This window comes from Mycobacterium simulans (assembly GCF_900232995.1).
GTDB classification, from domain to species: Bacteria; Actinomycetota; Actinomycetes; order Mycobacteriales; family Mycobacteriaceae; genus Mycobacterium; species Mycobacterium simulans.
Genome location: NZ_OCVX01000003.1, coordinates 3,144,279 through 3,169,737 on the forward strand (window position 1 = coordinate 3,144,279; position 25,459 = coordinate 3,169,737).

At 64.6% G+C, this 25,459-nt stretch carries 16 protein-coding genes, 1 tRNA gene and 1 pseudogene; 13 read left to right on the plus strand and 5 right to left on the minus strand.

The genetic code is table 11. The features are described from left to right. Window positions 1-8 precede the first annotated feature (8 nt). The gene (bkdB, locus tag MSIMFI_RS15030) at window positions 9-1,055 is read left to right on the plus strand and encodes a 3-methyl-2-oxobutanoate dehydrogenase subunit beta (protein WP_191497800.1); all 1,047 of its coding nucleotides are present in this window, start codon (window positions 9-11) and stop codon (window positions 1,053-1,055) included. Then, window positions 1,052-2,254 carry a dihydrolipoamide acetyltransferase family protein gene (locus MSIMFI_RS15035; RefSeq protein ID WP_191497801.1) on the plus strand — a complete coding sequence of 401 codons (1,203 nt, stop codon included), beginning with the start codon at window positions 1,052-1,054 and terminating at the stop codon, window positions 2,252-2,254. Before bkdB ends, MSIMFI_RS15035 begins: the two co-directional genes overlap by 4 nt. Before the next feature lie 91 nt (window positions 2,255-2,345). Here MSIMFI_RS15035 and MSIMFI_RS15040 read toward each other — a convergent pair whose 3' ends face one another. Then, window positions 2,346-3,128 (minus strand): enoyl-CoA hydratase, encoded by a 783-nt coding sequence (locus tag MSIMFI_RS15040; protein WP_191497802.1) that lies wholly within the window; start codon window positions 3,126-3,128, stop codon window positions 2,346-2,348. A gap of 460 nt (window positions 3,129-3,588) precedes the next feature. Between MSIMFI_RS15040 and MSIMFI_RS29275 the strand changes: the two are divergent. Next, a pseudogene (locus MSIMFI_RS29275) lies at window positions 3,589-4,887 on the plus strand (PE family protein); the annotation flags it as partial. A 105-nt stretch (window positions 4,888-4,992) separates the two neighbouring features. On the opposite strand, the gene MSIMFI_RS15050 reads toward MSIMFI_RS29275, so the two are convergent. From MSIMFI_RS15050 to MSIMFI_RS15060, 3 genes are all read right to left on the minus strand, one after another. After that, entirely contained in the window at window positions 4,993-5,313 is a 321-nt protein-coding gene (locus MSIMFI_RS15050) for a hypothetical protein (protein WP_191497804.1), read from the minus strand. 346 nt (window positions 5,314-5,659) lie between these two features. Next, window positions 5,660-6,349, minus strand: a complete 690-nt coding sequence (locus tag MSIMFI_RS15055; protein ID WP_186243937.1) for a cutinase family protein — start codon at window positions 6,347-6,349, stop codon at window positions 5,660-5,662. A 197-nt stretch (window positions 6,350-6,546) separates the two neighbouring features. Then, a tRNA-Arg gene (locus tag MSIMFI_RS15060) sits at window positions 6,547-6,620 on the minus strand. 191 nt (window positions 6,621-6,811) lie between these two features. Here MSIMFI_RS15060 and lipQ point away from each other — a divergent pair. The 10 genes from lipQ to MSIMFI_RS15110 all read left to right on the plus strand — a co-directional run bounded on the left by lipQ (window position 6,812) and on the right by MSIMFI_RS15110 (window position 24,317). Beyond that, window positions 6,812-8,059: an esterase LipQ gene (lipQ, locus tag MSIMFI_RS15065; protein WP_191498203.1), complete on the plus strand. Its 1,248-nt coding sequence runs from the start codon at window positions 6,812-6,814 to the stop codon at window positions 8,057-8,059. A 187-nt stretch (window positions 8,060-8,246) separates the two neighbouring features. Next, window positions 8,247-9,719, plus strand: coding sequence for a WS/DGAT/MGAT family O-acyltransferase (locus MSIMFI_RS15070; protein WP_191497805.1), 1,473 nt, complete (start codon window positions 8,247-8,249; stop codon window positions 9,717-9,719). A gap of 77 nt (window positions 9,720-9,796) precedes the next feature. Further along, the gene (locus MSIMFI_RS15075) at window positions 9,797-11,476 is read left to right on the plus strand and encodes an HAD-IB family hydrolase (protein WP_396820229.1); all 1,680 of its coding nucleotides are present in this window, start codon (window positions 9,797-9,799) and stop codon (window positions 11,474-11,476) included. Next, a complete protein-coding gene (locus tag MSIMFI_RS15080) occupies window positions 11,473-13,827 on the plus strand; it encodes a glycerol-3-phosphate 1-O-acyltransferase (RefSeq protein ID WP_191497807.1) in 2,355 nt (784 codons plus the stop codon). The genes MSIMFI_RS15075 and MSIMFI_RS15080 overlap by 4 nt, the downstream gene beginning before the upstream one ends. After that, window positions 13,799-15,838 carry a cytochrome c oxidase assembly protein gene (locus MSIMFI_RS15085; RefSeq protein ID WP_191497808.1) on the plus strand — a complete coding sequence of 680 codons (2,040 nt, stop codon included), beginning with the start codon at window positions 13,799-13,801 and terminating at the stop codon, window positions 15,836-15,838. The genes MSIMFI_RS15080 and MSIMFI_RS15085 overlap by 29 nt, the downstream gene beginning before the upstream one ends. A 189-nt stretch (window positions 15,839-16,027) precedes the next feature. After that, window positions 16,028-16,501 carry a single-stranded DNA-binding protein gene (locus MSIMFI_RS15090; RefSeq protein ID WP_191497809.1) on the plus strand — a complete coding sequence of 158 codons (474 nt, stop codon included), beginning with the start codon at window positions 16,028-16,030 and terminating at the stop codon, window positions 16,499-16,501. A 68-nt stretch (window positions 16,502-16,569) separates the two neighbouring features. After that, window positions 16,570-18,246, plus strand: coding sequence for an energy-dependent translational throttle protein EttA (ettA, locus tag MSIMFI_RS15095; RefSeq protein WP_191497810.1), 1,677 nt, complete (start codon window positions 16,570-16,572; stop codon window positions 18,244-18,246). A gap of 160 nt (window positions 18,247-18,406) precedes the next feature. Beyond that, a complete protein-coding gene (locus MSIMFI_RS15100; protein ID WP_191497811.1) occupies window positions 18,407-23,236 on the plus strand; it encodes an NAD-glutamate dehydrogenase in 4,830 nt (1,609 codons plus the stop codon). Next, on the plus strand, window positions 23,233-23,649 hold the full coding sequence (locus tag MSIMFI_RS15105; protein ID WP_191497812.1) for an acyl-CoA thioesterase: 417 nt from the start codon (window positions 23,233-23,235) through the stop codon (window positions 23,647-23,649). Before MSIMFI_RS15100 ends, MSIMFI_RS15105 begins: the two co-directional genes overlap by 4 nt. Further along, window positions 23,646-24,317: a hypothetical protein gene (locus tag MSIMFI_RS15110; RefSeq protein WP_191498204.1), complete on the plus strand. Its 672-nt coding sequence runs from the start codon at window positions 23,646-23,648 to the stop codon at window positions 24,315-24,317. The genes MSIMFI_RS15105 and MSIMFI_RS15110 overlap by 4 nt, the downstream gene beginning before the upstream one ends. A gap of 85 nt (window positions 24,318-24,402) precedes the next feature. Here MSIMFI_RS15110 and MSIMFI_RS15115 read toward each other — a convergent pair whose 3' ends face one another. Continuing rightward, window positions 24,403-25,440, minus strand: coding sequence for an FAD-dependent oxidoreductase (locus MSIMFI_RS15115; protein WP_191497813.1), 1,038 nt, complete (start codon window positions 25,438-25,440; stop codon window positions 24,403-24,405). Between the last annotated feature and the right edge of the window lie 19 nt (window positions 25,441-25,459).

Below are 25,459 nucleotides of genomic sequence, written 5' to 3' on the forward strand. Positions count from 1 at the left end.
AGGCGGGCGTGACTCAAATCGCCGATCGTCCGGCCCAGGCGGACGAAACACTCACGGTGGCGGTGGCGGACGTCGCGCGGCAGTTGACCATGGTGCAGGCGATCAACAGAGCATTGCATGATGCGATGGCTGCCGACGACCGGGTCCTGGTGTTCGGCGAGGACGTTTCCGCAGCGGGCGGGGTGTTCCGAGTGACCGAGGGACTGGCCGAAACATTTGGCGAGGAGCGGTGCTTCGACACTCCGCTGGCCGAGTCCGCATTGATCGGCATCGCGGTGGGGTTGGCGCTGCGTGGTTTTGTACCAGTGCCCGAGATCCAATTCGATGGCTTTTCTTACCCGGCTTTGGATCAGGTGGTTAGCCATCTCGCCAAATACCGGAGCCGTACCCGCGGCGAGGTGAGTATGCAGGTCACCGTGCGGATCCCGTCGTTTGGCGGTATCGGTGCGGCCGAACATCATTCGGAGTCCACAGAGTCCTACTGGGCGCACACCGCCGGCTTGAAGGTGGTGGTTCCGGCTAACCCCGGCGACGGCTATTGGCTGCTGAGGCACGCGATTGCTTGTCCGGACCCGGTGATGTATCTGGAGCCCAAGCGGCGTTACCAGGGTCGCGGAATGGTTGATACCAGCCGGCCGGAACCTCCGATCGGGCAGGCGATGGTGCGCAGGCCAGGCACCGACGTGACCGTCATAACCTACGGCGGCCTCGTCGGCACCGCCCTGTCCGCTGCGGAAGACGCTGAACGGCAACACGGTTGGAGCCTGGAGGTCATCGACCTGCGGTCGCTTGTCCCGTTGGATTTCGACACGATCGCAGCGTCGATCCATCGGACCGGGCGTTGCGTGGTGATGCATGAGGGCCCGCGAAGCCTGGGCTATGGCGCCGGCTTGGCCGCGCGCATCCAGGAGGAGATGTTCTACGAGCTGGAGGCTCCAGTATTGCGAGCGTGCGGTTTTGACACTCCGTACCCGCCGGCGCGCTTGGAGAGATTGTGGCTGCCGGGTCCCGACCGGCTGCTGGATTGCGTCGAGCGCGTACTGACACTGCCATGAGCGCCGAGGGTCGGGTCAAGTCTTTCCGGGTGCCAGACCTCGGTGAGGGACTGGAGGACGTGACGGTGACGTGCTGGGAGGTCGCCGTCGGTGATGACGTTGAGCTCAACCAGACGTTGTGCACGGTGGAGACCGCCAAGGCCGAGGTCGAGATCCCGAGCCCGTACGCCGGGCGGATCGTCGAAATCGGCGGCTCGACAGGCGATGTCGGTGATGTGATCAAAGTCGGTGAGATTTTGGTCCGCATTGACACCGAGCAGTTGAATGGTGATGTGAAGCCGGAGATGCCGTCGCGGACGAATGGCGAGGCCGACGTACCAACGCTGGTCGGCTACGGAGCAGACTCGGGCATCGACACCAGCCGGCGCCCAAGCCGGCCGCTCGCCGCACCTCCGGCGCGCAAGTTGGCCAAGGAGCTGATGGTTGACTTGGCCTCGCTTCCTCGAGGTTCGGGCACCGGCGGCGTGATCACCCGAGCGGACGTGCTGGCGGCCTCTCATGTCGAGGCGGCAGATGTGCGGCAGGTCCACGGTGTTCAGGCTCGGATGGCCGAGAAAATGGCGTTGTCCCACAAAGAGATTCCGGCCGCGATCGCCAGCGTTGAGGTTGCTTGCACCGAACTGCAGCGGCTGTCCGACCGGTTTCGTTCGGTTGCACCGGAGATCACACCGTTCGTATTGACATTACGTCTCGTGGTTATTGCGTTGACGCACAACGAGATTCTTAACTCGACCTGGGTCGAGTCGCCTCAGGGCCCCCAAGTGAACGTCCATCGTGGCGTGCACTTGGGCTTCGGTGTGGCCACCAATCGCGGACTGCTGGTCCCGGTGATCACTGACGCTCACAACAAAACCACTCGCGAACTAGCCAGCCGGACAGCCGAATTGATTACCGGCGCTCGCGAGGGCACCCTCACGCCGGCGGAGCTGCGGGGCTCCACCTTCACCGTGTCAAACTTTGGCGCGCTGGGAGTGGACGACGGTGTCCCGGTGATTAATCATCCCGAAGCGGCGATCTTGGGGATCGGAGCTATCAAGCCTCGCCCGGTGGCCGTCGGCGACGAGGTCGTGGTGCGTCCAACGATGATGTTGACCTGCGTGTTCGACCACCGCGTCGCTGACGGTGCTCAGGTGGCTCAATTCGTCTGTGAGCTGCGGGATCTGATTGAGTCGCCCGAGACCGCGCTGTTGGACCTGTAACGGGCGGCCGGTCGGGTGCCGGCCAGCGGCGACCAGATGTGATGGAAACGCGATATGGGTTTCCCCATCGCCGCGCCCGACACCAGATCGGTTACTCGCTACGTACTTGCCCTTTTGCAGCGGCCAAACGTGCGGCGAACTCGGGCGACTGGACCGATTTCGCTTGTGGCCCAAGCTCTAAGCGCTTGGCGAGGTCGTGTTGCTCGTTGTCGAGTAACCCGGGGCTGGCGGTAGCGCGCATGGTGGCCTTGGTTGCCAGCACTACCTCGCGTGGCGCGGCGGCGGGCCCCGTGGCCAGCTCGAGTGCCGCGGCGACGGGATCGTCGGCGACGCCGAGCGCGACCCCGTGGCGCACAGCGGATTCGGCATCGAAACGCATGCCGAACAACAGCGCCGCCCGGGCGACCTGCGGTCCTACCGCGCGGTGCAGCATCCAGGTCGCACCCCCGCCGGGATGTATGCCCAGCTTCTGGAAACGGGCGTCGAACATTGCGTCAGGTCCGGCGATGCGCACGTCGGCGGCCAGTGCCAGGTTCAGGCCGGCCCCAACGGCCGGGCCATTGACCGCCGCGATGGTCGGCAGGACGCAATTGCCGACGGCCATGAATCCGTCGTAGAGTCGCAGCAATCCGGATTTGGCTTCGCCGCCGATACCGGCGCCCAAGGCGCTTAGATCCGCGCCGGCGCAGAAGGCTTTGCCCGCTCCGGTGACCACTACGGCGTGCACATCGGGGTCGGTTTCGGCCCGCTGCACTGCGGCGCGCAGCAGGGCGGAGATCTCGTCGGTGACGGCGTTGCGCCGGTCCGGGTCGTTCACGGTGATCAGCGCGACGCGCTTATCGACGCTGTACAAGACGAGATCGGATTCGGCCATCTAGCAACCTCCGTTTTTTGTTTCGGATGCAGTATCCCGAACCGGATTGGAAGCCCTTTGCGTGCACCCACCCGCGCCACACGCGTCGCCGTGTAGGGCGAGAGGCAAATTGCCCGCGTCCGAGCGACCGATGCGGTCGCGGTCGCCAGGCGACGAGGGCCCCGCCGACTTCATCTCGGTGGTCTCACTGGGGTAGTTCGAGGGCATCGACGGTTGGGGATTAGGTAGTCGGCTACGGCCCCTGCGTGAGTTCGTTGGTCGACGATTCGACAGTCGGAGGTTTCTACGCGCGAGGAGACGGCCGCATGGCGGTGTCAACGGCGGCGATGGCGTTCGGTGCCGTAGCGGCCTGGCCTACCCCGGATTCGCCGTCGTCGACAGCCGCGTCGGTCTCCCGCACCAGCACTGTCCCAAATGTCTATGCGGGGTCGGGTGGGCCTCGTCCCGATGGAGGCCGTTGATGTCGTCATTTGTGATCGCGAGTCCTGATTTTCAGGCGGCTGCGGCGGCCGTCTTGGCCGAGATCGACGAGACGATTGGGGCGGCCAATGCGGCGGCGGCCAGCTCGACGACGCAGGTGCTGGCCGCGGCTAGCGATGACGTGTCGGCGACGATCGCGAAGGTGTTCTGCACCTACGGCTACGAATATCAGGCGCTGAGTGCTCAGGCCGCGGTGTTTCATGCGCAGTTCGTCCGGGCTCTCAATGCTGGCGCGGGTGCGTATGCGGCGGCGGAGGCCGCCAATACCTCGCCGTTGCAGTCCTTGCAGCGGGACGTATTGGCTGTGGTGAATGCGCCTACTCAGGCGCTGTTCGGGCGCCCACTGATCGGCAACGGCGCCGATGCGACTGCGCCGGGGCAAAGCGGTGGTAGTGGGGGGATTTTGTATGGCAATGGTGGCGCGGGTTATACGAGTACGACTCCGGGAGTGGCGGGCACCAACGGCGGGGCTGCGGGGCTGATCGGCAACGGTGGGGCTGGTGGAGCCGGTGGCGCCGGTGCGGCCGGTGGCAACGGCGGCCACGGCGGGTGGTTGTACGGCAACGGTGGGGTTGGTGGGAATGGCGGAGCCGCCATTACCGCCGGTGGGACTGGTGGCAACGGCGGTGCCGGCGGGAACGCCCTATTGATCGGCAGCGGCGGTGCCGGGGGCCATGGCGGTGCTGGCGTCGCCGGGGCAAACGGTGTCAATTCCCCCGTCGGTACCGCCGCTGCCCCTGGCATTAGCCCCGACGCCGTGTCCGGGCCTGGTAGTCAAACGGGCGATAGCGGAACCAGCGGCGGCACCGGCACCGACTCGACACCCAGCGGTGGCACCGGCGGCAACGGCGCTAGCGCAACATCCACCATGGGCGGCAGCGGGGTCACCGCCACGGGCGGTGACGGCGGCAACGGCGGCACCGCCGCCGCTGGCGGCGCTGGCGGCGACGGCGGTATCGGTGGCAGCGCGACGGTTCTGGGTGCCGGCTCCGCCGCCGGTGGTGCCGGTGGTGATGGGACCAACGGCGTGGCTCCCGGCAGCGCAGGTGGAGCCGGCGGCGCCGGCGGCGCCGGCTCCGTGGTCGCGGGTCACAACCTCACCTCGGGCGGCCACGGTGGTGCCGGCGGCAATGGGGCCGCGAGCTCGGTGTCCGGCGGCAACGGCGGCGCGGGCGGAAGCGGCGGAGCCGGAGGTCAGGGCGGCCTGTTGGCCGGTAATGGCGGCCATGGTGGCGTGGGTGGTGCGGGCGGGGCCGGCGGTACCGGCCAACAGGGCCGTCTCCTATAAACCCTTTGCGCCGGCGACGGCACTCCCTGTGGTCTTCTCCGCGGGCGGCGCCTCATTTACAACCATAACCGTCTATCTCACCTTCACTGCCATCACCTACGTACTCATTCGCGCGGCCCGCCCCACCCCCGGCGCGCCTCCGCTGCCCGGGGCGGCGCCGACCACCCCTCCGGACCCCCCCGCGCCGGCGGGGGCGGCGCGGGCGGTGTCGCCGGCGCGGGTGGATCCGGAGGGTTGTTCGGCGCGGCCTCGGGCAGCGGAGGTGCGGCGGGTTTGGGCGGTGCGGCCGGGGCGGGTGGTACGGGCGGAACCGCCGGCACCCGAGGTGCCGGTGGTTCCGGAACCCTGACGAGGGGTGATGGCCTCGACGGCGCGCCCGGCACCGCCGGCAACCCCGGCGCACCCGGTTAACTCCACCCGGCGATACTGCGAGGCTCGTCAGCCTGGACGTCGGCATGCCATAGGCTCAGTCGTCCCGAGACGGCGATCCTGCAGACGCGGCGCGGGGACCGCCCAGTTCCCTTGCCCGGCGCGGGTCTGTTTGTCTGGCCAGAGACTGCGCGCCCACTCGCGACTCACGCCCCCACCGCCGCAGCTGGTGCGACCGGTGCCCGGCACGACTCGAACGTGCAACCCAGGGATGACCAACGGCCGCTCAGTGCGGCTTTCCGAGGTTGCCGGTATTGGTTGTGCTACACCAGTTTTAGCCGAGATTCGGCACCGGGTGGGAACCCGTTACTGCAAGTAGTCCTCGACACATGCATTAGAGCTGGCTCGCCACGAAAGTTGCGGCCTGACTGGGCATCCCGGAGTGCAAATAGGACAGGTGCTCCGGGGAAAACAGCTCGTCATGTGTGGGCAGCGACAGACCCCCGGGAGAGCAAACCGGATCGCCGGGCGCACACAAGTCAATGGCCTTGTGCCCATACCATGGGCTGATCTCGCTTATCGGCCCCCCGAGAAATCTGGTCGTCGGATTCCCGAAGACAGCGACCGCAGCGACATGCTCGGCCTCGTCCGCCGATAGCGTCGCGGCGTTAAAGCCCGCGACCGATGCTCGGGCGATGGTGATCAGATCTATCACCCCCGCGCCTTGTGAATATCCGCCGAGCACCAGCTTGGTGTTGGGACAGTTCGCAACCATCGACTGAACGTGAGCGCTCGCATCGCTGGCGCCGGCGGATGCCGACGGGGCGAAGTCTTCGGTAGCGGGGTAGTTGACCGGATATACCTCGATGGATCGACCCCTAACCTGCGAGCGCAGTGAATCGATAAATTCCTGTCCGACCCCACCAACACCAGGTGGCTCGTCGGTGCCGCGGGCGAACGTCACCTCGACGTCGGGGCAGGGTGCAGCAGACGCGGAGGCAATGAGAATCGGTGCGCTCAGCAGCGTCGTACAGGTTGTCACCACTGCGGCACCCAGCAAACGAGCGAATTGGCGTGCGTTCACTTCTCAATGCTGACATATCGCGACCGAAGCGGGTACCGGCAAAGTCGCACGACCTGTTTGAGCACACCGTGAGCGGCGCTTTTTACCGTCGCAACCTCATCGGCGACTGGGTGCGGAATACCCCGAACAACCTGAGTACGCGTTTCGACCAACGACGCACTCATTCACGCCACAATCGTCACAGCTGTCCCAGCGTGTGCCCCCGGGGTGACTCGAACACCCGACCTAGGGATTAGAAGGCCCTTGCTCTATCCACCTGAGCTACGGAGGCAATATGCAGGTCAGTCTATCCAACGGCGCCTCAAGATCATTTTGAGCGGCGCAACGCGCGCGAAAAGTCTTCCCCTGCGCCAAATATCGGTTATGGTGTGAGCCTCGACACACGTACAACACCGGCCGGTAATCGGCCGTTAACCGCAACGACGCGTGTGCCTGACGTCGAGGGGTTGGGTGGGCTTTGTTATGTGCATGGCCAGTGTGACTTCGCGGTGCTCGCGGGCAGGTGCCCAGGCGCTGCGTCAAGGGGCGCAGCTGGCGGCCGACGCCCGCGACACCTACCGGGCCGGCGCCCTACTGTTGCGTGGTTCGCCGTTCGCCCTTGGCTGGGTCGCCAGCTGGCTCGCTACGGAATTTCCTCCGCACGTCGTGACCGGGCACGCGTTGTCCCGGGTGGCGCCGCCGTCGATCAACCGGGTCGCAACCACCTGGGCCGCGCAGCGCGCCGACCACTCCCTTACCGCTGCACTCGAGGAGTCATTCGGTCCGGATTTCCGCGACCAGGTATGTCACCCGACCAGCGATCCGTCTGTGTGCACGCGCCGGGGCGGGCTGTTGCCGTCCGGACCGCGCCGCCGATACGCGGCGCATACGTCCGACATCTCCTACGGTCCGGGCGGTCGTGACAATCTGCTCGACATCTGGCGCCGGCCCGACCTGGCGCCCGGCTGCCGGGCTCCGGTTCTGATCCAAGTACCCGGCGGGGCGTGGTCCGTCAACGGCAAACGTCCTCAGGCGTACACGCTGATGAGTCGGATGGTCGAACTCGGCTGGATTTGTGTCTCGATCAACTACAGCAAGAGCCCGCGCTGCGCATTTCCCGCGCACATTATCGACGTGAAAAGGGCGATCGCGTGGGTCCGCGAGAACATCACCGACTACGGTGGCGACCCCGACTTCATCGCGATCACCGGCGGATCGGCGGGCGCGCATCTGGCTTCCCTGGCCGCGCTGACCCCAAACGATCCACAATTCCAGCCCGGATTCGAAGAATCCGACACCACCGTGCAAGCGGTCGCACCGTACTACGGCGTCTACGACTTCACCGACTTCGACAACATGCACGAGATGATGCTGCCGTTCCTCGAGCGCTTCGTAATGAAGACCCGCTACGTAGACGATCCCGAACGGTTCACGGCGGCTTCACCCATTTCGTACGTGCACCGCGAAGCGCCGCCTTTCTTCGTGTTGCACGGCGAAAAGGACCAAATGGCGCCTAGCGGCCAGTCGCGGGCGTTCTGTGCGGCGTTACGGGGGGCCGGAGCTGTCACGGTGGCCTATGCCGAGCTCGCCAACGCGTACCACGCTTTTGACATCACCCCCACGGTCCGATCGCGGCTGGCTGCCAACGCCGTCGCGGACTTCCTTGGAGTCGTCTACGGGCGGCGGGCGCTGGTGGGCTCGTTGGCGCTATCAGCAACGCCGGCCAGCTGAACCGGGCAGAGCACGGGTCGCCAAGCTCCCAACTCAGGTGCCCAACACGAGGTTTCGTAACTAAGCCCTCACGTGCCGCCGCACTGAGCCGATCCTCACCCACACTCGGCTTTCACCACCGCGTTAACCGGACTAGCGTTGTGTTGTCGATTGTGTTGTGGGTGCTAAATCAGGAGGCTTGATCGGCGTGGCTGAGCCTGTCGAGGCAGTTGGATTGTCCGACGAACTCGGACCTGTCGACTATTTGATGCATCGGGGCGAGGCAAATCCGCGGACCCGTTCCGGGATCATGGCGGTCGAAATCCTCGACACCACGCCGGACTGGGAGCGCTTCCGGACCCGGTTCGAAAATGCATCCCGGCGGGTGTTGCGGCTGCGGCAGAAGGTCGTCGTGCCGACGCTGCCCACCGCGGCGCCGCGCTGGGTGGTGGATCCCGACTTCAACCTCGACTTTCACGTTCGCCGAGTCCGCGTGTCCGAACCCGGCACGCTGCGCGAAGTATTCGACCTGGCCGAGGTGATCCTGCAATCACCGCTGGACATCTCGCGACCGCTATGGACGGCCACCCTGGTCGAAGGTTTGCCCGACGGCAAAGCCGCGACCCTGCTGCACGTGAGTCACGCGGTCACCGACGGTGTCGGCGGTGTTGAGATGTTCGCCGAAATCTACGACCTGGAGCGCGATCCGCCGCCCAGGGCGACGCCTCCACAGCCCATTCCGGAGGATCTTTCGCCCAACGACTTAATGCGCCAAGGCATCAACCACTTGCCCATCGCCATCGTCGGCGGGGTTCTGGGCGCGCTCTCCGGGGCGGTTTCCGTGGCCGGGCGCGCGGTTTTGGATCCTGCGTCTACGGTGTCGGGAATTGTCGGCTACGCGCTCTCGAGCATGCGCGTCATGAATCGGGCCGCCGAGCCGTCGCCGCTGCTGCGCCGGCGCAGCCTGACCACCCGCACCGAGGCGATCGACATCCGGCTCGCCGACCTACACAAGGCCGCAAAGGCCGGTGGCGGGTCGATCAACGACGCCTACCTCGCGGGCTTGTCTGGCGCGCTGCGGCGCTATCACGAGGCGCTTGGTGTCCCGATCAGCACCCTGCCGATGGCGGTACCAGTGAACCTGCGGGCCGACGCCGACGCGGCCGGCGGCAACCGGTTCACCGGCGTCAATCTCGCGGCTCCACTGGGCACTGCCGATCCGGTGGCCCGGATGAAAAAGATCCGGGCACAGATGACCCAGCGTCGCGACGAACCCGCGATGAACGTCATCGGTGCCATGGCGCCGGTGTTGAGTGTTTTGCCCACCGCGGTGTTGGAGGGGATCAGCGGTTCGGTAATCGGGTCGGACGTGCAGGCCAGCAATGTCCCGGTCTATCCCGGCGATACCTTCATCGTGGGAGCAAAAATATTGCGGCAGTACGGTATTGGACCGCTGCCGGGGGTTGCGATGATGGTGGTGCTGATATCGCGGGGAGGCTGGTGCACCATCACCGTGCGCTACGACCGGGCTGCGGTACGAAACGATGAGTTGTTCGCTCAGTGTCTGTTGGAGGGATTTGACGAAATCCTCGCCCTGGCCGGTGATCCGGCACCGCGCGCGGTGCCGGCTTCGTTTGCGGCACAGGCGGGTTCGGCATCTCGATCGGGGTGGGGCTGGTGAGCGTCTCCGAAGGCGAAGAGCGCGGGACGAATAAGCCGGTCCAAGACCTGCGGCTGCCCGGCTCAGTGGCTGAAATCATGGCCAGTCCACCGGGACCAACGATCGGCGCGTTTTTCGACCTGGATGGGACGTTGGTTGCCGGCTTTACGGCCGTTATCCTCACCCAGGAGCGGCTCCGGCGCCGCGACATGGGGGTGGGGGAGCTGCTCAGCATGGTTCAGGCCGGTCTGAACCATACGCTCGGGCGCATCGAGTTCGAAGACCTCATCGGTAAGGCCTCCTCGGCGTTGCGCGGACGGCTGTTGACCGACTTGGAGGAGATCGGCGAGCGGCTGTTCGCCCAGCGGATCGAGTCCCGGATCTACCCGGAAATGCGAGAACTGGTGCGGGCTCACGTCGCTCGCGGGCACACCGTGGTGCTTAGCTCGTCGGCCCTGACGATTCAAGTTGAGCCGGTCGCACGTTTTCTGGGCATTACCAACATGCTCACCAACAAGTTCGAGACCAACGAGGACGGAATGCTCACCGGTGGTGTGGTCAAGCCGATCTTGTGGGGTCCGGGCAAAGCCGCTGCGGTACAACGATTTGCGGCCGAGCACGATATCGACCTCAAAGACAGCTACTTCTACGCCGACGGTGACGAGGACGTCGCGCTGATGTACCTCGTCGGCAATCCACGGCCGACTAACCCTGAAGGCAAAATGGCCGCTGTCGCGAAACGCCGTGGCTGGCCGATCTTGAAGTTCAATAGCCGCGGCGGCGTGGGCCTGCGTCGGCAACTCCGAACACTTGCCGGTTTTTCCACCATGATTCCCGTTGCGGCCGGCGCGGTAGGGATCGGAGTGCTCACCGGTAGCCGACGGCGCGGCGTGAATTTCTTTACCTCCAACTTTTCCCAGCTGCTACTGGCGACCAGCGGTGTACATCTGAACGTCATTGGGAAAGAGAACCTCACCGCACAGCGTCCGGCTGTGTTTCTCTTCAACCACCGCAACCAGGTTGATCCGGTCATTGCCGGAGCGCTGGTGCGCGACAACTGGGTTGGCGTGGGCAAGAAGGAACTGCAGAACGACCCGATCATGGGGACGATGGGCAAGCTATTGGACGGTGTGTTCATCGACCGTGACGACCCGGTCGCAGCGGTGGAGACGATGCATACCGTCGAGGACCGTGCCAAGAACGGGCTGTCGATCGTGATCGCCCCCGAAGGCACCCGGTTGGACACCACCGAAGTCGGGCCATTCAAGAAGGGGCCGTTTCGCATCGCGATGGCGGTGGGAATCCCCATCGTTCCCATCGTGATCCGCAACGCGGAGGTCGTCGCGTCGCGAAACTCCACCACAATCAATCCGGGTACGGTCGATGTCGCGGTGTTCCCGCCGATCCCTGTCGACGGCTGGACCCTTGACAACCTAGCGGATCGCATCGCCGAAGTGCGGCAACTGTATTTGGACACGCTGCGCGACTGGCCGGTCGATCAGCTGCCCAAGGTCGATCTGTACGCCGAGAAAAAGGCGGCGAAAAAGGCGACGGCTCAGGTTAACAAGGCAGCCGCGAAAAAGGCACAACCAAAGGCTGCGTCGAAAGGTACCACGAAGAAGGCCGCGCCCAAGCCCGCGAAGAAGGCCACCAAAACACCCGCACGCAAGACGCCGCCCAACGTCGCCGCAACGGCCGTCAAAGCCGGTGAGGCGCAACAACCCCCCACTAACGAAACCGGCGCAACCGAATCGTCTAGGCCCAGAGGACAGCCGTGACCAAACCGGCCACCGACACCAGCGCGGTCCTCACCGCGGAAGACACGCTGGTGCTCGCCGCCATGGAAACTCCCGTGGAAATGGGGTTGGTCATGGAGTGGGTGGGCCAGCAGCGTGCCCGCAATCCGGAGGCAAAGTTCGATGTGTTGAAGCTGCCCCCACGTAGTGCGCCGCTGGCGGCGCTGACAGCGCTCGTCGAACAGCTCGAGGGCGGAGAAGATCGCTCCATCGTGCCGGTGCGGGTGTTCTGGTTGCCGCCCGCGGACCGCAGCAGGGCGGACAAGGTGGCGGCGCTGCTTCCGGGGCGAGATCCCTACCACCCCAACGCACGTCAGCAGCGCCGCATCCTGCGCACCGACCCACGGCGCGCGCGGGTGGTGGCGGGCGAGTCGGCCAAAGTGTCCGAACTTCGCCAACAGTGGCGCGACACCACCGTCGCCGAAAGCACCCACGATTTCGCCCAGTTCGTCACCCGTCGAGCGCTGCTAGCGTTGGCACGCGCCGAATACCGAATCCTTGGACCGCAATACAAGTCTCCGAGGCTCGTGAAACCGGAGATCTTGGCGTCAGCGCGTTTTCGTGCCGGCCTGGAACGGATCCCAAACGCCACTGTGGAGCAGGCGGGGAAGATACTCGACGAACTGGCGACCGGATGGAGCCAGGTTTCCGTCGACATGATTTCCGTCCTGGGCAGGATGCTGAGCCGCGGATTCGATCCGGAAATCGACTACGACGAGTATCAGGTCGCGGCCATGCGCACTGCGCTGGAAGCACACCCGGCGGTGTTGCTGTTTTCGCACCGGTCCTACATCGACGGCGCGGTAGTACCGGTGGCGATGCAGGAGAACCGACTGCCACCGGTGCACATGTTCGGCGGCATCAACCTGTCATTCGGAGTCATGGGTCCGCTGATGCGGCGGTCGGGCATGATCTTTATCCGGCGAAACATCGGCGACGACCCGCTATACAAATACGTGCTCAAGGAGTACGTCGGCTACGTCGCCGAGAAGCGGTTCAACCTGAGTTGGTCCATCGAGGGCACTCGGTCGCGCACCGGAAAGATGTTGCCGCCCAAGCTCGGACTGATGAGCTACGTCGCAGACGCCTATTTGGACGGTCGCAGCGACGACATCCTGCTGCAAGGGGTTTCGATCTGCTTCGACCAGCTGCACGAGATCGCCGAATACGCGGCCTACGCGCAAGGTGCCGAGAAGAAGCCCGAGGGTTTCAGTTGGCTGTACAGCTTCATCAAGGCGCAGGGTGAGCGCAACTACGGCAAGATCTATGTCCGATTCCCTGAAGCGGTGTCGATGCGAGAGTATCTTGGCGCGCCGCACGGTCCGTTAGCTCAGGATCTCGACGCCAAACGCCTTGCATTGCAAAAGATGTCGTTCGAAGTTGCGTGGCGGATTCTGCAGGCCACACCCGTGACGGCCACGGGTTTGGTGTCTGCGCTGCTGCTTACCACCCGCGGAGTGGCGCTGACACTCGATCAGCTGCACCACACCTTGCAGGACTCTCTCGACTACCTCGATCGCAAGCAGACACCGGTGTCCACCAGTGCGTTGCGGCTGCGATCGCGCGAGGGTGTACGCGCGGCGGTCGACGCACTGTCCAATAGGCACCCGGTCACTCGCGTGGACAGCGGGCGTGAGCCCGTGTGGTACATCGCTCCCGCCGATGAGCATGCCGCGGCGTTCTATCGGAACTCGGTGATTCACGCTTTTCTGGAGACCTCGATCGTCGAACTCGCGCTGGCGCATGCCCGGCATACCGACGGCGATCGCATCACCGCTTTCTGGGATCAGGCGATGCGGTTGCGCGATCTGCTGAAATTCGATTTCTATTTTGCCGATTCGGCGGCGTTTCGGGCCAACATCGCCGAAGAGATGGCGTGGCACAAGGATTGGGAGGTCCAACTTGCCGCCGGCGGCGAACAGATCGACGCGATGCTGCATGCCAAGCGGCCGTTGATGTCCGAGGCAATGCTGCGGGTGTTCTTCGAGGCTTATGAGATTGTTGCCGACGTGTTGCGGGATGCTCCGGCGGACATCGGTCAGAAGGAACTGACGGATTTGGCGCTCGGTGTGGGCCGACAATATGTGGCGCAGGGCCGGGTCCGTAGTAGCGAGTCGGTGTCGACACTGCTTTTCGCCACGGCGCGTCAGGTCGCTGTCGATCACGATCTGATCGAGCCGGCAGCTGACCTCGCCGAGCGTCGGACCGCTTTCCGCCGGGAATTGCGGGACATTCTGCGAGATTTCGACTATGTCGGGCAGGTGGCGCGTAATCAGTTCATCGCCCGCGAATTCAAAGCGCGTCATGGGCGGCGAGCCAACCAAGCCCAGTAGCGTGGTCGGCCGCCGAGCTGCTCAGTTGCCTGGTCTCCTCATCGGCGTGGCGATGCTGGCGGGCGGTACGGCGGCTGGAATCGGCGCGCTGTCGGTGGCAAATGGACTGATCGCCAGCGGATTACCCGATCCGGGCCCAGCAACCACGTTGGGAATCCCGCTCGTTCGCGCGGTAGGGGAGATCGCCGCGGTGCTGGCCGTCGGATCTTTTCTCCTCGCGGCGTTTCTGGTGCCGCCCCAGCGCAGCGGGGTGCTCGACGTCGGCGGCTACCGCGCGCTTCGATTGGGCGCCATGGCATCTGGGACTTGGGCCGTGTGTGCCGCACTGCTGGTCCCGCTGACCATTTCCGACGTGTCTGGCCGACCACTGGCCGATCATCTCAACCCGGTGAGGTTGTGGTCATTGGCTGGCGTGGTCATCACCGCAGACGCATGGAGATGGACAGCCGTGCTGGCAGCGAGCGTGACGCTGGCAAGTTTGGCTGTGCTGCGCTGGTCGTGGACGCCGCTGCTCCTCGCCGGGTCGTTGGCTACCCTCGTCCCGCTCGGGCTCACCGGTCACTCGTCGGCCGGTGGCGCACATGACCTGGGCACCAACAGCCTGATGATTCACCTCGTGGCAGCCAGCGTGTGGGCCGGTGGCCTGCTGGCCGTGGTGGCGCACACATTGCGAGACGGAAGTCATACAGGGCTTGCGGCACAGCGCTTTTCCGCGATCGCGTTGTGGTGTTGGGTGGCAATGGCGCTCAGCGGTGCCGTCAACGCTTTGGTGCGGGTTCGGCCTCCGGATCTACTGACCAGTGGCTACGGGCGACTGGTGATCGCCAAGTTCGTCGCGCTGTGCGTGCTGGGTTTTCTGGGCTGGCGCCAGCGGCGCAGCGGAGTGGTTGCGCTGCAAGCAGATCCGAGGGCGTGGCATGTCTTAGTCCGGTTGGCGCTTATCGAGGCTGCGGTGTTCGGCCTCACGTTCGGTATCGCCGTGGGACTGGGCCGCACACCGCCGCCGCCGCCCCCGCTCGCAGTACCGTCGATTCCCGAAGCCGAGATCGGTTACGACTTCGCCGGGCCGCCCACCGTGACGCGCTTGCTGTTCGATTGGCGCTTCGATCTGATCTTCGGCACGGCGGCAATCGTTTTGGCTGCGCTGTATGTGACGGGGGTGGCCCGATTGCGGCGCCGCGGCGACGTGTGGCCGCACGGCCGGACGCTGGCTTGGCTGCTCGGCTGCGCGTGCCTGCTGTTCGTGACGTCCTCGGGTGTGGGTCGATACATGCCGGCGATGTTCAGCGTGCACATGGCCGCCCACATGGGGCTGTCGATGCTGGTTCCGATCCTGCTGGTGCTGGGCGCGCCGGTCACGCTGGCGTTGCGAGCGCTGCCCGCCGCGCGCGCTGATCCGCCGGGCAACCGCGAATGGTTGTTGGCGGCTCTGCACAGCCGGTTGTCGCGCGTTCTGACCAACCCGCTGGTGGCCACGGTGCTGTTCGTCGCCGGGTTCTACGGGCTGTATTTCGGTGGCATTTTCGACGCCGCAGCGGGCAGTCACGCCGGGCATATGGCGATGAACGCGCACTTTCTGCTGAGCGGCTACCTGTTCTATTGGGTCGTCATCGGCGTGGACCCCATGCCGCGCCCGATCCCGCCGCTCGCCAAAGTCGCCGTCGTGTTCTTGTCGTTACCCCTGCACGCATTCTTCGGGGTGGTGCTTATGGGCACCCGGACCATCCTCGGTGCCGACTACTACCAGTCGCTGGCCTTGAGCTGGCACAGCGATCTGCTCAATGATCAGCGATTGGGCGGTGGGATCGCTTGGGCAGCAGGCGAAGTGCCGCTAGTCATCGTGATGCTCGCACTGCTGGTGCAGTGGGCGCGCAGTGACGAGCGGACTGCCCGGCGGTTGGACCGCGCGGCCGAGCGCGACGATGACGCCGAACTGGTCGCTTACAACGCGATGCTGGCCGAACTGGCGCGTCGGGACATGCCCGGCGGACGTGGAAATCCGCGAGCGTAACGCCACCGCCATTTCCTGCTGGAATTTTCGCAGCGCCGTTACGCTCGCGGGCCCTGGCGCCTATCCACAGTCGCGGCTTCTTCCACAGCCTTCGATCCTTACGACCATGTTCGGTTCGCCTTGTCGGTGACCTGGCGCTGAATGAGCACCAGACACGAGCGTTACCTGAGAATGAAAGGAATTGAGTCAATGTTTGAAACGCCGCTTACCGTCGTCGGCCACATCGTCAACAACCTCGAGCGTCGACAGGTCGGCAGTCAGGAGGTCATCAAGTTCCGGGTGGCCAGCAATTCCCGCCGGCGAACCGCTGATGGGGGGTGGGAGCCCGGAAACTCGCTGTTCATCAACGTCAATTGCTGGGGCAGGCTAGTCACCGGCGTGGGCGCCGCATTGGCCAAGGGTGCACCGGTGGTCGTGGTAGGCCACGTGTACACCAGCGAGTACGAGGACCGCGATGGCAATCGCCGCTCATCGCTGGAGATGCGCGCGCTGTCGGTGGGACCAGACCTGTCGCGCGCGATCGTGCGCATCGAGAAGCCGGGCTACACCGGTCCGACTACCGCGGATGCCACGGTAGCTACGGCCGACACCGTCGACCAGCACGGCGATGCCCATGACAGCGCCGAGTCCGACGACTCGGCTGCGCTGCCACTGTCGGCCTAGCATTGCTGGCTGGTGCCTAGGATGGTCGGCGGGATATTTCCGATAGACCAGAAAGGCAATACCGCGGCATGGCTGAGTTCATCTACACGATGAAGAAGGTCCGCAAGGCGCACGGCGACAAGGTGATCCTCGACGACGTCACGTTGAGCTTCTTCCCCGGCGCCAAGATCGGTGTCGTCGGCCCGAATGGGGCCGGTAAGTCGAGCGTCTTGCGGATCATGGCCGGTTTGGACAAGGCGAATAACGGTGACGCTTTCTTGGCGGCCGGCGCCAGCGTGGGCATCCTGCAACAGGAGCCCCCGCTGAACGAGGAGAAGACGGTTCGGGGCAACGTGGAAGAGGGCATGGGCGACATCAAGCTCAAGCTCGACCGCTTCAACGAGGTCGCCGAGTTGATGGCCACCGATTACTCCGACGAGTTGATGGAGGAGATGGGCCGGCTGCAGGAGGAACTGGACCACGCCGACGCGTGGGACCTGGACTCTCAGCTGGAACAGGCCATGGACGCGCTGCGTTGCCCGCCGCCCGACGAGCCGGTGACCAACCTGTCCGGTGGTGAACGTCGCCGCGTTGCGCTATGCAAACTGCTGTTGTCGAAACCAGACCTGCTGCTGCTCGACGAGCCGACCAACCACTTGGACGCAGAGAGCGTGCAGTGGCTCGAACAACATCTTGCGAGCTATGCCGGAGCGATATTGGCGGTAACCCACGACCGCTACTTCCTGGACAATGTCGCCGAATGGATTCTGGAGCTCGATCGCGGCCGCGCATACCCTTACGAGGGCAACTACTCGACGTATCTCGAGAAAAAGGCGGAGCGGATCGCGGTGCAGGGCCGCAAGGACGCCAAGCTGCAAAAGCGGCTACAAGAGGAGCTGGCGTGGGTGCGATCCGGCGCCAAAGCACGCCAGGCAAAAAGCAAGGCGCGGCTGCAGCGGTACGAGGAGATGGCCGCCGAGGCCGAGAAAACCCGCAAGCTCGACTTCGAGGAGATTCAGATCCCCGTCGGGCCCCGCCTCGGCTCCGTGGTGGTTGAAGTCGATCACCTCGACAAGGGTTACGACGGACGCGCCCTGATCAAGGACCTGTCCTTCACCCTGCCCCGCAACGGCATCGTCGGCGTAATCGGACCCAACGGGGTCGGCAAGACCACACTGTTCAAGACCATCGTCGGGCTCGAGCAGCCGGACAGCGGCACCGTCAAGGTGGGCGAGACCGTCAAACTGAGCTACGTCGACCAGGCCCGCGCGGGGATCGATCCGAAGAAGACGGTGTGGGAAGTCGTTTCGGACGGTCTGGACTACATCGAGGTCGGTCAAACCGAGGTGCCGTCGCGGGCCTATGTGTCGGCGTTCGGATTCAAGGGGCCCGACCAGCAGAAGCCGGCCGGCGTACTATCCGGCGGCGAACGCAACCGGCTGAACCTCGCATTGACGCTCAAGCAGGGCGGCAACCTGATCCTGCTGGACGAGCCGACCAACGACCTGGACGTCGAGACCCTGAGCTCGCTGGAGAACGCCCTGGTGAATTTCCCCGGCTGTGCGGTGGTGATTTCGCACGACCGCTGGTTCCTCGACCGGACGTGCACGCACATCCTGGCGTGGGAGGGCGACGACGACAACGAGGCCAAGTGGTTCTGGTTTGAGGGGAACTTCGGCGCCTACGAGGAGAACAAAGTGGAACGGCTCGGTGTCGATGCGGCCCGACCGCCCCGAGTGACCCACCGCAAGCTGACAAGGGGCTAGTGTCAGCTCTGCCACCGCCCCGCGACGATGCGGCCGGCACGGCCGCTGAGGAGGGGGGCGATTGAGCACCGCCCCGCGACGATGCGGCCGGCACGGCCGCTGAGGAGGGGGGCGATTTGAGCACCGCGCTGGTATCCGTCGTGAGTTGGGAGCAGTCGGCATGACGATCGATCCCCGAGCTACACAAGATGTCGAGCCGTGGACCACGTTTAACCAGAGCCGCAACGTCCCTGACTGGATCACCAAGGCCTACATCGACAGCTATCGGGGGCCGGACGAAGTCGGGTCACAATCCGCCGCGGGGGCCCCCGCCTCATTGGTCACACCGGCGGTCCTGGACGCGCACTATCGGCTGGGCCAGCATCGTCTCCGCGGCGAAAGCGGTGTCGCCGTCTACCCGGCGGATCACCCCGCAGGCTTCGGGCCCGCGCTGCAGGTGGTCACCGATCACGGCAGCATGCTGATGGACTCCGTCACGGTGCTGCTGCACCGGCTAGGGGTCGGCTATACGGCGATCATGACACCGGTGTTCGAGGTGCGCCGCAGTTCGACCGGGGAACTGCAGCGGGTGGAACCACGGGCGGACGGCGCGTCGCCCTACGTCGGCGAGGCCTGGATACACGTCCAGCTTTCGCCGTCCGTCGATCGCAAGGCCCTCGCCGAGGTCGAGCGGCTGCTGCCCAAGGTCCTCGCCGACGTCCAGCGGGTCGCCACCGATGCGTCGGCGATGATCGCCACCCTGGGCGAACTGGCCGCAGATGTCGACAGCGACACCGAAGGCCGTTACTCGGCGCCTGACCGCCAGGAGGTCGCTGCGCTACTGCGCTGGTTGGGGAACGGGAACTTTCTGCTCCTGGGCTACCAGCGGACTCGGGTTGAGGACGGTTTGGTCTCCGGCGACGCATCGACTGGCTTGGGCGTGCTGCGGGCCCGCTCAGGCACCCGGCCCCGCCTGACCGACGACACCAAATTGCTGGTCTTGGCCCAAGCTGCCGTCGGCAGTTATCTGCGTTACGGCGCATACCCGTATGCCATCGCCGTCCGTGAGAACGATGGCGACGGCAGCGTATATGAACACCGCTTCGTCGGGCTCTTCACCGTCGCCGCCATGAACGCCGACGTCCTGGAAATCCCGGCGATCTCGCGCCGGGTTCGCGAGGCGCTCGCATTGGCCGGCAGCGACCCCAGCCACCCGGGCCAGCTGCTGCTCGACGTCATCCAGACCGTCCCGCGCCCGGAGCTCTTCACGCTGAGCGCCGAACGGCTGTTGGCGATGGCCAAGGCCGTCGTGGATCTGGGATCGCAGCGACGTGCATTGTTGTTTCTGCGCGCCGACCGGCTCCAGTTCTTCGTTTCGTGCCTCGTCTATGTGCCCCGTGACCGCTACACCACGGCCGTTCGGTTGCAGATCGAGGACATCCTGGTCCGCGAGTTCGGCGGCACCCGATTGGAATTCACCGCGCGAGTCAGCGAATCACCTTGGGCGCTCATGCATTTCATGGTGCGACTACCCGAGAATGGTCAATCTTCGGCGCCGGTCGACGTCTCCGAAGCCAACCGTATCCGGATCCAGGCGTTGCTCAGCGAAGCCGCGCGAACCTGGTCCGACCGGCTGATCGGCGCCGCGGCCAGCGGCGCGGTCTCCTACGCTGACGCCGAGCATTACGCGAGCGCCTTCTCCGAGGCCTATAAGCAGGCCGTCACCCCGGCCGATGCGATCGGCGACATCGCCATCATCAACGAACTCACCGATGATTCGGTCAAGCTGGTGTTCTCCGAGCGCGACGAGCACGGAGTCGCCCAGCTGACTTGGTTTTTGGGCGGACGAACCGCCTCGTTAAGTCAGCTGCTGCCGATGCTGCAAAGCATGGGTGTTGTGGTGCTCGAGGAGCGACCGTTTACCGTCACCCGGCCCGACGGGCTGCCGGTGTGGATCTATCAGTTCCGGATCTCCCCGCATCCCACGATTCCGATGGCCGCGACCGCAGCCGAGCGGGACGCTGCCGCACAGCGATTCGCCGACGCGGTCACTGCGATCTGGCATGGCCGCGTCGAGATCGACCGGTTCAACGAGCTGGTGATGCGCGCGGGGCTGACCTGGCAGCAGGTCGTGCTCCTGCGCGCCTATGCCAAATACCTACGGCAGGCGGGCTTCCCCTACAGCCAGTCCTATATCGAATCCGTGCTCAACGAGCATCCCTCCACCGCGCGATCACTGGTCGCATTGTTCGAAGCGCTTTTCGATCCCAGGCCATCGGGTTCACCGGTGAGCCGCGATGCGCAAGCGGCGGCCGCCGCTGTCGCAGCCGATATCGACGCGTTGGTCAGCCTGGACACCGACCGCATCCTACGTGCGTTCGCGTCGCTGGTTCAGGCGACGCTGCGGACTAATTACTTTGTCACACACGAGGGTTCGGCCCGCAGTCGCAATGTTTTGGCCGTCAAGCTCAATGCACCGCTGATTGACGAGCTTCCGCTACCGCGCCCCAAGTTCGAAATCTTCGTGTATTCGCCCCGCGTCGAAGGCGTGCATCTGAGGTTCGGCCCGGTGGCGCGCGGCGGCCTGCGCTGGTCGGACCGGCGCGACGACTTCCGCACCGAAATCCTCGGTCTGGTCAAGGCGCAAGCGGTCAAGAACGCGGTCATCGTGCCGGTCGGGGCCAAGGGCGGGTTCGTCGTCAAGCGGGCGCCGTTGCCCACCGGCGACGCCGCGTCCGACCGCGATGCCATCCGGGCCGAAGGCGTCGCGTGCTATCAGCTGTTCATCTCCGGATTGCTCGACGTCACCGACAACGTCGACCACGCGACCAAAGCGGTCAACCCGCCACCCGAGGTGGTGCGGCGCGACGGTGACGATGCCTACCTGGTCGTGGCCGCGGACAAAGGCACCGCCACGTTCTCCGACATCGCCAACGATGTTGCCAAGTCCTATGGCTTTTGGTTGGGTGACGCATTCGCTTCCGGGGGGTCCGTGGGCTACGACCACAAGGCCATGGGCATCACCGCCAAAGGTGCCTGGGAAGCGGTCAAGCGACACTTCCGGGAGATCGGACTGGACACCCAGACGGAGGATTTCGCCGTCGTCGGCGTCGGCGACATGAGCGGCGACGTGTTCGGCAACGGCATGCTGCTGAGCAAACACATCAGACTGCTCGCAGCCTTCGATCACCGACACATCTTCCTCGATCCGAACCCCGACGCCGCGGTGTCGTGGGCGGAACGCCGGCGGATGTTCGACCTACCCCGGTCGAGCTGGGACGACTACAACAAGTCGCTGATCAGCGAGGGCGGCGGGGTGTACAGCCGCGAGCAGAAGACGATCCCGGTCAGCGCCCAGGTCCGGGCCGCCCTCGGTATCGATGGTGAGGTCGCAGAGATGGCCCCGCCCAATCTGATTCGGGCGATTCTGCAGGCACCGGTGGATCTGCTCTTCAACGGTGGCATCGGCACTTATATCAAGGCCGAGTCAGAATCCGATGCCGACGTCGGCGACCGCGCCAATGACCCGGTGCGGGTCAACGCAAACCAGGTGCGCGCCAAGGTTATTGGCGAAGGTGGCAACCTCGGGGTGACGGCTCGGGGGCGCGTCGAATTCGACCTGTCCGGCGGCCACATCAATACCGACGCGATGGACAACTCGGCCGGTGTGGACTGCTCGGACCACGAGGTCAACATCAAGATCCTGATCGACTCGCTGGTCACCGCTGGCAAGGTGATGGCCGACGAACGTAGTCAACTGCTGGAGTCGATGACCGACGAGGTCGCGCAATTGGTGCTCACCGACAACGAGGACCAGAACGACCTGATGGGTACCAGTCGCGCCAACGCGGCCAGCTTGCTGCCGGTACACGCCGATCAGATCCGGTACCTGGTGGAGCGCGGCCTCAACCGTGAATTGGAGGCCCTGCCGTCGGAGAAAGAGATTGCCCGGCGAACCGAAGCCGGGTTGGGGCTCACTTCGCCCGAGCTCGCGACGCTGATGGCGCACGTCAAGCTGGGGCTCAAGGAGGAAGTACTCAACACCGAGATACCGGATCAGGATGTCTTCGCTTCCCGACTGCCCCGATACTTCCCGAAGCCGCTGCGCGATCGGTTCACGCCGGATATCCGGGCGCACCAGCTGCGCCGCGAGATCGTGACCACCCTGCTGATCAACGATCTGGTGGACACCGCCGGCATCAGCTACGCGTTTCGGATCACCGAAGATGTCGGCGTCGCGCCGATCGACGCGGTGCGCACCTACGCCGCCACCGATGCGATCTTTGGGGTGGGCCACATCTGGCGGCGAATCCGCGCGGCCAACTTGCCCGTCGCGCTGTCGGACCGGATGACCCTGGATACCCGTCGCCTGATCGACCGTGCCGGACGCTGGCTGCTCAATTATCGTCCGCAGCCACTGGCAGTCGGCGCCGAAATCAACCGATTCGCCGCGAAGGTCAAGGCGCTGACGCCACGGATGTCGGAGTGGTTGCGCGGAGACGACAAGGCGATCGTTGAAAAGGAAGCTGCGGAATTTGCAGCAATGGGTGCGCCCCACGACTTGGCATACCGGGTCGCGACCGGTCTATACCGCTATAGCCTGCTCGACGTCATCGACATCGGCGATATCACTGAGATCGATACCGCCGAAGTCGCCGATACCTATTTCGCCCTGATGGACCGCCTGGGAACCGACGCGCTGCTCACCGCGGTGTCCGAGCTACCGCGGAACGACCGCTGGCATTCGTTGGCGCGTTTGGCGATTCGCGACGATATCTACGCGTCGTTGCGGTCTCTATGTTTCGACGTGCTAGCTGTAGGGGAGCCCGATGAAAGTGGCGAACAAAAGATCGCCGAGTGGGAACACATCAGCGCGTCGAGGGTGGAGCGGGCACGCCGAACGCTCGACGAGATCCGTGAAAGCGGCGCAAAGGATCTCGCGACGCTGTCAGTCGCGGCACGCCAGATCCGTCGAATGACACGCACCAGCGGACGAGGATCTTCAGGGTGAGCATCGGATTCGTCGCACCGGTGCCGGTGCGCTGGTCCGACATCGACATGTACCAGCACATCAACCACGCCACCATGGTCACGATCCTCGAAGAGGCACGTGTTCCGTTTCTCAAAGACGCTTTCGCCACTGACATCACGACAATCGGCCTGCTGATCGCCGATGTCCGGGTGACCTACAGGGATCAGCTGCGACTGGTCGATTCGCCTCTGCAGGTGACCATCTGGACCAAGCGGCTAAGAGCAGTGGACTTCACCCTGGGCTACGAAGTGCGGTCGGTTAACGCCGATCCGGAATCCAAACCCGCCGTCATCGCGGAGTCGCAGTTGGCCGCGGTCCACATCGAGGAACAGCGGCTGGTGCGATTGACGCCACACCATAGGGAGTACTTGCAACGGTGGCTGCGGACATAAGGGGGGTAGCGGAGCGCGGTTTGTGGCTGGGTCCAGAGTCCAGGGCGGCCCACCGCACTGATCTGGCCACGTTCGTGGAGCATGCGATGCGGCTCGACGATGCGGCAATCATCCGAATCCGCGCGCGGTCGGCTGGATTATTGACGGCTTGGGTGGCAACGGGTTTCGACGTGCTGGCCAGCCGGGTGGTGGCCGGCAAGGTGCGGCCCGACGATATGTCGGTCGGCGCGGACGCATTGGCACGCGGACTGGCTGCGATGGACAGCTCGGGTTATGTGGACCCTGGCTTCGCTATGGACTCGGCGTGGCGGGGTGCCTTGCCCCCGGAATCCGGGTTCGTCCACGTCGATGACGTGCCGGCCCGGGTAATGCTGGACCTGGCGCAGCGTGGCGCGCAACTTGCCAAGGAGCACAGCAGTTCCCATGGTCCGCCGGTGTCGCTGCTCGACCAAGAGGTCATTCAGGTCAGCTCCGACGACGTCGTTGTTGGGCTACCGATGCGCTGCGTGTTCGCTTTGACCGCAATGGGTTTCCTGCCCCAGTCGCCTGCCGCGATCGACCCCGACGAGATGATCCGGGTCCGGGTTCTGCCGGCGTGGTTGCGGGTAGACGCTCGGTACGGCTCGGTGTATCGGCGCCGCGGTCATCCGGCCCTGGTGCTGCGCTAGGGACGATCGCAAGCGCGGTGTAGCCGGGCGCAGCGGGTCGCCACCATCGGGACCAGCCGGGCGCAGCGGGTCGCCACCATCTGCGCTAGGGACCGTAACGCAACCACAAGGGCAGCACAGTGTCCAGATAATCCATGAACTTCTTGAGCCCCACTCGATATTGCCCGAAGCCGTAAGGGTCTGGCGCGTACTCGGGAAAAGCAATGCCTAGCCCGAAAAGGCCAGGAGCAAGGATTCCGTTCGTCGGATTGTATTGCAACCGACCCCATTGTTTCGTTTCCGGAAGGGTTCTGGGCTCAAAGCCGACGGTATAGATTACCTGGTCGCATTCTGCAAGTTTTCCTTTGAATTCAGGACTGGACACCCAGCACCTTTCCAGCCGGTCTGGGTACACCCCGTCGATGTTTTGTCGAGCCCACTCGGCGGCTCGGCCCTTGAGGCCGACGTCGTCAACCAAGATCCAATCATCCAGATATACGGCATATTTGAGCGGACTACGGTAGAAATTGATCACCCTCGCGACCGGTTGCCGCAGCAGATGCGGCAAGGTGATCATCGTCGAATGCGAGGAACCGAACACGGCAATCGTCGCACCTTCTAGCGGCTGTGCTGCGAGCTTTTCCGGATCGAGGGCCACTTCGAGTGGTATCTCGTCCAGGCCGGGATAGGCCAGCCTCTTGGGAACCGCCCCGACGGCAAGAATCACATTTTCCGACGTGAATTCCTGTTGTTCCGTTTCAATTTTCCATTGTCTTCTCGTCAAAAACAGTGCGGTCGCCGTTGTTTGAAAGATGTTGACCCGCGCACGCAGATGCCGAGTGATCCAAACCAAGGGATCGGCGATCAAGGCGAGTGACACCGTCTCTTGCGGGTCGATTTCCTGCAGGGGCATCGGCGGCGCCTCCGCGAAGCGAAACGCCGGGGAGCCATTCAAGTAATTCAGAAAGAGCGCAACGTGGGTATTGCTTGACACCGACCGCCACTTCTGGCCGAGATCTCCTCCGGCAAAGGCGGGATCTATCCAGGCGATCTTTTCCGGCGGGACCCCGTGATCGAGCAGCCTTCCCACTGCGGTGATTCCAGCGGGTCCGGCTCCGATCACTGTCCACGCGTAGGGCGTCATGGATCACCTATAGACGAGC